This window comes from Methanocella sp., assembly GCF_035506375.1.
Taxonomy (GTDB): domain Archaea; phylum Halobacteriota; class Methanocellia; order Methanocellales; family Methanocellaceae; genus Methanocella.
In genome coordinates this window covers 25,088-32,109 of the sequence record NZ_DATJPM010000065.1, presented here as the reverse complement: position 1 = coordinate 32,109, position 7,022 = coordinate 25,088, and the positions used below count along the sequence as shown (strand labels likewise).

At 56.3% G+C, this 7,022-nt stretch carries 8 protein-coding genes and 1 tRNA gene; 5 read left to right on the top strand and 4 right to left on the bottom strand.

What is annotated here, in order from left to right:
• Window positions 1-128 precede the first annotated feature (128 nt).
• From VMC84_RS08815 to VMC84_RS08800, 4 genes are all read right to left on the bottom strand, one after another.
• Complete coding sequence (locus tag VMC84_RS08815) at window positions 129-1,235, bottom strand: hypothetical protein (RefSeq protein ID WP_325379734.1); 1,107 nt, start codon at window positions 1,233-1,235, stop codon at window positions 129-131.
• A gap of 43 nt (window positions 1,236-1,278) precedes the next feature.
• Window positions 1,279-2,460: a cysteine desulfurase gene (locus tag VMC84_RS08810; RefSeq protein ID WP_325379732.1), complete on the bottom strand. Its 1,182-nt coding sequence runs from the start codon at window positions 2,458-2,460 to the stop codon at window positions 1,279-1,281.
• 285 nt (window positions 2,461-2,745) lie between these two features.
• Window positions 2,746-2,952, bottom strand: coding sequence for a MoaD/ThiS family protein (locus tag VMC84_RS08805; protein WP_325379730.1), 207 nt, complete (start codon window positions 2,950-2,952; stop codon window positions 2,746-2,748).
• A 3-nt stretch (window positions 2,953-2,955) separates the two neighbouring features.
• The gene (locus VMC84_RS08800) at window positions 2,956-3,156 is read right to left on the bottom strand and encodes a hypothetical protein (RefSeq protein WP_325379728.1); all 201 of its coding nucleotides are present in this window, start codon (window positions 3,154-3,156) and stop codon (window positions 2,956-2,958) included.
• Between the two features lie 112 nt (window positions 3,157-3,268).
• Here VMC84_RS08800 and VMC84_RS08795 point away from each other — a divergent pair.
• The 5 genes from VMC84_RS08795 to gatC all read left to right on the top strand — a co-directional run bounded on the left by VMC84_RS08795 (window position 3,269) and on the right by gatC (window position 7,020).
• Window positions 3,269-3,350, top strand: a tRNA-Ser gene (locus VMC84_RS08795).
• A 140-nt stretch (window positions 3,351-3,490) separates the two neighbouring features.
• Entirely contained in the window at window positions 3,491-4,270 is a 780-nt protein-coding gene (locus VMC84_RS08790) for a class I SAM-dependent methyltransferase (protein ID WP_325379726.1), read from the top strand.
• A gap of 85 nt (window positions 4,271-4,355) precedes the next feature.
• A complete protein-coding gene (locus VMC84_RS08785) occupies window positions 4,356-5,300 on the top strand; it encodes a polyprenyl synthetase family protein (protein ID WP_325379724.1) in 945 nt (314 codons plus the stop codon).
• An 86-nt stretch (window positions 5,301-5,386) separates the two neighbouring features.
• Window positions 5,387-6,745 (top strand): asparagine synthetase B, encoded by a 1,359-nt coding sequence (locus tag VMC84_RS08780; RefSeq protein WP_325379722.1) that lies wholly within the window; start codon window positions 5,387-5,389, stop codon window positions 6,743-6,745.
• Window positions 6,736-7,020 (top strand): Asp-tRNA(Asn)/Glu-tRNA(Gln) amidotransferase subunit GatC, encoded by a 285-nt coding sequence (gene gatC, locus VMC84_RS08775; RefSeq protein ID WP_325379720.1) that lies wholly within the window; start codon window positions 6,736-6,738, stop codon window positions 7,018-7,020. The genes VMC84_RS08780 and gatC overlap by 10 nt, the downstream gene beginning before the upstream one ends.
• Window positions 7,021-7,022: the final 2 nt, after the last annotated feature.

Genomic DNA, 7,022 nt, shown 5'->3' with positions numbered 1-7,022 from the left:
AATAATATTATCAGGAAACCGTGTCGCCGTGGTGTCGCCGTGCCGATCATAAAAAAGCGCCGTGTTCGCCGTGTCGCCGTGGTGAATAATAAGCCGTGCCCTCCGTGGTGCCTCCGTGCGCCCTGTGGTTAATCGGGCAATATGGAGGTGGTGACGTCCATGAGCTTTTCAGGCGGGCACTCGATCATGCCCAGGGATGCCACGGCGCCGATGATGCCCCGGGGCCCAGTGATCTCGTAGGTCCTTACCCGAGACTTTTTGGCGGCCGCCAGCGCCTCCTCGGCGGTCACGATGCCATTACGGGCTTTCCTCGTGAAGCTCAAAAGCTCCGGGCAGCTCTTCAGGCCGATCTTGACGGCCATGCCGGTGTTATCCGAATGCGTCTGTGCCCGCAGGTATTCGACTGCCTTTTCGATGACGGATTCGACCAGCTCCTTTTTAACGGCCAGCTCAATATAGCTCACCGCGTTACCGGCCGTCTTGATGGGGACGTCCGGGTATAAGAAGCCCACGTTATGGGATATTCGGCGCACGCCCTCGATCGACGTCAGCAGGTCCAGCAGCGACAGGGTCAGCGCGAAGGTCGCCCCCGATTCGGCGTCGTCCGTGTCATCTACGGCGATGGCCAGGTGCGTCAGCGCCTCCGTGACGACGATGCCCTCGGTGTAGTTGCCTTTTTTCGTATATTTTATTTCTAGCACGCCGTCGGCGCTCTCCATCATCTCGGTGAGGGAGTATGCCGGGCCGCCGAACGTGCGGATATACTGGTATACCAGGCCGTCGCTCACCGCCACCTTCTCCAGGTCGAGCGACTCGTTCTGCACACCGGCAACGAGTCCCGCTTTTACCTTCTGGCGAAGGATGAGGCCGTTCTTCCGCACCCGTGGATTACCGATGGCGTACATGTACTCGCAGAAGGCGATACAGCCCTCGCTCCGGCATTCGTGGAAGATCTCGACGATATCGCCGTCCACAGTCGTGAAGATCCGCCTGCACGCCGACGTGGGAAGGCTCCTGACCCGCCGCATGGCATATTTCGCCCGCCTGCGGCCGGCGCGCTCCTGGAGCACGCTGATGCAGCCGTCGTCCACGAAGCGGTTCACCCAGTCCTGGATGGTGCTCCGGGGCATGCCGGTGGCGCCGGACAGGTCGTAGACGTCAAAAAAGCCCTTCTCCCGACTGATCTTCTCGATGAGGCCTAGCAATTCTTTGCGTTTTTCCAGGGACTTGAGCATGGGCGATGCACGATATTTAGTTGCAAGTAAAAGATGAAATAGCTTATGTGAGCGTCCTCGCGATCATCTCGACCGCATCCGCTAGCGTATCGACCTCTTCCTTCGTGCTGTAGCAGCCGAAGGAGGCGCGCGCGGCGCCGGTGATGCACAGCCTGGCCAGCGCCGTCTGGGCGCACAGGGCGCCGCTGCGGACGCAGATCTTCTTAGTCTCATCCAGTATCATGGCCACGTCGTGGGAGTTCATGTTCTTCACGTTAAAGGAGACCAGCGAGCCCCGGTGTTCAGGGCCGTAGACATCGACGCCCGGGACCTCCGCCAGCCGCCTCGCACAGTATTGCGCCAGCCCGGACAGGTGTGACTCGATGTTCCCGACGCCCAGCTCCTCCACGTACTTTACGGCCCGCCCCAGGCCGATGACTCCCGGGATATTGGGCGTGCCATACTCGAAGCGCGAGGGGATGTCGTCGAAGCTGAAGCCGCTCAGTGTGACGGTATTGACGGTGCCGCCTCCCACGAAAACCGGCGTCAGCTCCTCGGGGCGCTTCAAGTACAGGATGCCCGTGCCCTGGGGGCCGAGCAGGCCCTTGTGGCCCGGAGCACAGATGAAATCTATGTCGGAGGCCTTGAAGCCATACTGCATCTCGCCCAGCGACTGGGCCGCATCGAGCAGGAGCTTAACGCCGTGCTTTTTTGCGATCCTCATGATGGCCGGCACGTCCTGGACGGCGCTAAAAAAGTTAGAGATGTGGCCGATGGCGATGAGTTTCGTATTTTCGGTTATGGCGGCCTCTACGGAGTCCGCGGAGATGACGCCCTTATCGTCAGTATCGACGACCGTCATAGTAACGCCCTTATCGCTCAGCCTCTGCCATGGTAATAGATTACTATGATGCTCGGAGACCGACGTGATGACGTGGTCGCCTTTTTTCCACGGCAGGCCGTATGCGACCATGTTGACGCTCTCCGTCGTGTTCCTGGTGAAGATGGTGTTGCGAGGAAGGACTCCCATGAACCCGGCGACGGCTTCCCTGGCATCCTCGTACTTCTCCGTGGTCTCTCGAGATAGCCTGTGGGCGCCCCGGCCATATGGGCCGCAGTACTCGAGGAAATACTCGTCCATGGCCCGCACGACCTGCACGGGCTTCTGGCTCGTGGCCGCGCTGTCGAGATAGATGACCTTCTTCAGCACTGGAAAATCTTCCCTGATCCGATGGACGTCGTACATGGCGCTCCTCCGCTAGCGTATAGCCCGCCGCAGGTATTAAAACTTGCTTGCCCTGTTGAATTAAGAATATATAAGGAACTTTTCTGCCATAAGCCCGCCGAGAAATACAAGCCTACGAAGTATCCAGGTCCGCGAAGCCGGTTAAGTCCGCAAAGACGGTTGGTGCGCGAAGGACGCGAAGATGGACCTAAGCCTCTTGAAGATTGGGATAGGCTCGATAACAAAACAGAACGATAATTCATAGAAATTATTTAAGAAAGTCTTCACGGGCTTAAAAGTCAGATATCACCCGCCAGAAACGACTCGCATGACCTCTATGCGGGCCGGCCTGACCTGCTCGTCGAACGCGACTGGCACGCCGTCCCTGAAGACGACCACCGTCTCGGGGTTGACCCTTAAAAAGGAGAGAAGGTCGAAGTAAGTCGCGCCGTCGGGAAGCTCTACGTCCCGGCTGCTTACCTCGCCTTCAAAAAGCTTTACGGTGAACTTCACGCCTCAAACGCCCTCTTTGGGCCCGATAATGCGGGACTCGGCCTCGCCCTCTTCAAAGGGCGCAGTCTCTTTTTCGTATTCCTTGTTTAATTTTTCCAGGTCTGTCAGCCCCTCGACGTTCTTATCCAGGAGCTTCCGGTCCTTTTCCTCTTCTTTCTTTGTGCCTTTCCTTTCGATGTTCCGCTTTCTGAACTTGTTAGGCATCGGGTATCACTATGATTATATGGGACGACACAAGATATAAATACTCCCGGCATATAAATTGGGGAGCGCGTCAGGTATCCCGTAAAGTCGATACCGGGCGTTTTCCGAGAATGCCGAGGTACTCTAACGGTAAGGGACTGGTCTCGAAAACCAGCGGTCGAAAGGCCTTAGGAGTTCAAGTCTCCTCCTCGGCGCTTTGATATGGGGCACATACATGCCATTGCCGCCCAAAATGCCTCGACGACCACGTTGTTAAAAAACACATAAGACTTATTCAATAATTGCTTTTATCGCTCGTTTTCTATTTGAATGAAAATGATCTTTTTATTATTGTATGGACCAAGCCGAAAGCTTACGCAAGTTCTACTCGGGTTTTGCTGGGAAATATGACCTGTTCATGCCATGGGAGCAGCGCATACTAAGAGAAAGGCGATTTTTTAAATATATGCTGGATACCTACAATGTCAATTCTGTGCTGGACTGCTTTTGCGGCACGGGGTTCCATCTGGCGATGCTGTCCGAGATGGGGTATGACGTGGAGGGCATCGATATTTCGCCCGATATGGTGAATAAGGCGAGGGAGAACCTGAAGGCCAGGGGTCTCGAGCCGATGATCGCTCTAGGCGACGTGAAAGCAATTAACACGAAAAAAAAGTATGACTGCGTGCTCTCGATGGGAAACTCGCTGCCGCACGAGTTCGGTGACGACAACATCCTGAAGGCGCTGAAAAGCATGCACGATGCGCTCAACCCGGGCGGGATATGCATCGTTCATATCGAGAACTTCGACCGCCTCTACGAGGACCGCGAGCTGTTCATACCATCCAGGCACCGCCGGGACGATACGGGCAGTGATATATTCATCTTCGCCATCGAATACTATGAGGGAAGGGTCGTCTTCAACATCCTCTCGGTCATCGAGCGGGGAGGCCTGCCGAAGTTCGCAGTCGACACCGTTGAATACTACCCCATCAAAGCTGGTAGGCTACGGGAACTGATAAATGAGACAGGATTCGGGGAGATAAGGTGCTACGAGGACTTCAGGATGTCGCCCCCGGGTAGGGATAGGACGTACGATATTATAATGGTGGCAAAAAAGGACGATAATAAGTAATTACGATTTATCCTTAAGCGATAGTTCGCCAGGCGGACAAAAGCAAACAATTATATCATGTTGCGGAATCTACTGGATTGATAATATGGAGAGCTCCCTCAAGGACATTGAAGCCGTGCTGGAGAAGCGGGCGTCCATGATCAACAATCGGCTGAGCGTACTTGCCTATGTGATCGAGCCGGCATCGCTGTCCGAAGTGGTCAGGTACTCGCTGTCGCAGAAGGGAAAGCGCATCCGCTCGACGGTCCTCACGCTGTGCTGCGAGGCCGTGGGCGGGGAACTGGAGCGGGCGATGGCGCCTGCGATGGCGGTGGAGCTGCTCCATAACACGTCGCTCGTGCTGGACGATATCATCGATATGTCGGATATACGGCGGGGAAAAGCGACCATCAACAACCGCTGGGGGAACGAAATGGCGCTCATCGCCTGCGACGTGATGCTCTCTCTCGCTATACGCGAGATAACCCGCAGCGACCTGGGGCTCACGAAGCAGATGATCGACTGCGTTGCGAACTCGATGCTGAGGCTGGCCGAAGGGGAAGCCCTCGAGCTGGAAAAGAAGCAGTTCACGGTCGACGACTACTACCGGATCGCGGAGAAGAAGACTGCGTCGCTCTTCAGCGCGTCCGCGGAGTCCGGCGCGCTCGTCGGCAACGCGGACGTGAAGCACGTTGAAGCCCTGCGGGATTACGGCAGGCATCTAGGCCTGGCGTTCCAGGCACGGGACGATATTCTGGACTTCATCTCGAATACCGGGCAGATGGGGAAGCCAGCTTTTCTAGATCTGAGGATGAACCGGCCCACTCTGGTCATGATACTCGCCACGAACGACGGCCTGCCGAGGGAAAAAATGCTGGGGCTGGGCCGTGATGAGCTGCTCGCCGAGCTCGGTCCGTTCATTGAAAAGGCGGGCGATATCTCGAAAAAAGAAGCCGGGGACGCTAAACGTGCTCTCGATGCGATCCCTTCCGGACTGCCCCGTGACCGCCTCGAAGCGCTCTGCGACTACGTCGTGTCCAGGAAAAAGTAACGAACTTTTATTCATAATTATGAAATATTACTTTCTCGCCGCCCATAAGAAAGCTTTTTAAAAGAGGCAGATAATTGCATACGACAATGTGCGGCATTGGCGGCTTTATCGGCGATGATGCATTGCAAAGAACATGCGAGATCATGGATCTCATTAAGCACCGGGGTCCTGATGGAGAATGTATCTGGGACCATGGCGCCATATGCATGGGCCACGCCCACCTGAAGGTCACGGGAGACGCGGCGCAGCCATTAGCTTTTGACGACAGCGCGGTCACGTTTAACGGCGAGATCTACAACTTCGGCGACTTTGAGCCGGGCGATTCCGACACAGTGGCACTCGCCAGCATTCTCAGACAGGGGATCTCGGGTTTCCTGAAGTCGGCCGCGGCCATCGATGGCGAGTACGCCTTTGCGTATTTTGACGGCTCGAGCCTGGCGCTGGCGAGGGACCCGGTGGGTATCAAGCCCCTCTACTACGGGAAAAATGGGCAGGGATTTGGCTTCGCCTCGGAGAGAAAAGCGCTCATGCGCATCGGCATTAAAGACATCCGGGCCTTAGCGCCTGGACACGTATATCATAATGGCGAGGAGCGCCAGGCAGTCGGACTGCCACCCTGTGATCCGGTCATAGAAGATGAATCGGAGGCCGTAAAAGTCCTCGAGGATGCACTGACGGAGTCGATAAGGCGCCGGCGGCATAAAGATGCGGCGGTGGCGTTCTCGGGTGGCGTCGATTGCGCACTGATAGGCGCCATTTCCGGGCTTCCCATGTGCACCGTGGGCCTCAAAGATTCATATGATATCCGGGCCGCGAAGAAGTCCGCAAGCTTCATGGGTGCCGGGAAGAGGCATGTCGTCTACGAGTACGACGAGCATGACGTGGAAGAGGCGCTGCCCCGGGTCGTCTATGCGGTGGAGAGCGCCGATCCCGTGAAGATATCCATCGCTTTACCGTTATTTATTCTTGCGGAGAGGGCCCGCAGGGATGGCTATAGGGTATTATTGTCAGGGCAGGGCGCCGACGAGCTTTTCGGCGGCTACGCCCGCCACGAGGCCGCGGCAAGAGAGGGAAGGCTGGCGGAAGTGCTCTCCCGTGATCTGGAGCACATCGCGGAAGTGAACCTGGAAAGGGACGATGCGGCCACCATGGCCCACGGCGTCGAGCTGAGAGTCCCCTACCTTGGCCTGGGCGTCATAGGGGCGGCACAGCGCATGGTCCCGTCACTTAAAGTGCATTCCGACGGCAAGGATTATATACGCAAATATGTTCTTAGAAAAATGTCCGAGAAGTATCTCCCCCGGGAAGTCGCGTATGCGCCCAAGAAGGCCATACAATATGGCACAGGCACTCAAAAAACACTTGAGAGGCTGGCGTCGAAAAGAAACTTTAAGGGCATTCATGATCATCTACAGTCACTATACGGAGAACTACTATGGCCATAAGCGTGAAAGACGTCCAACACATCGCGAGCCTCGCCTGCGTCGAGCTAGATCAGGCGCAGCAGGAGCGCTTCGCCCAACAGTTCAACTCCATTCTGGAATATTTCAAAGAGCTCGACGGCCTCAATACCGAGGGCGTAGAGCCGACGTACCACGTCATTGGCCTCAATAACGTTTTCAGGGAGGACGAGGTATCCGAGTCACTGCCTCAGGAAGAGGCGCTAAAGAACGCTCCCAGGCATGAGAAGGGCTACTTTAAGGGCCCGAGGATCGTGTGAGC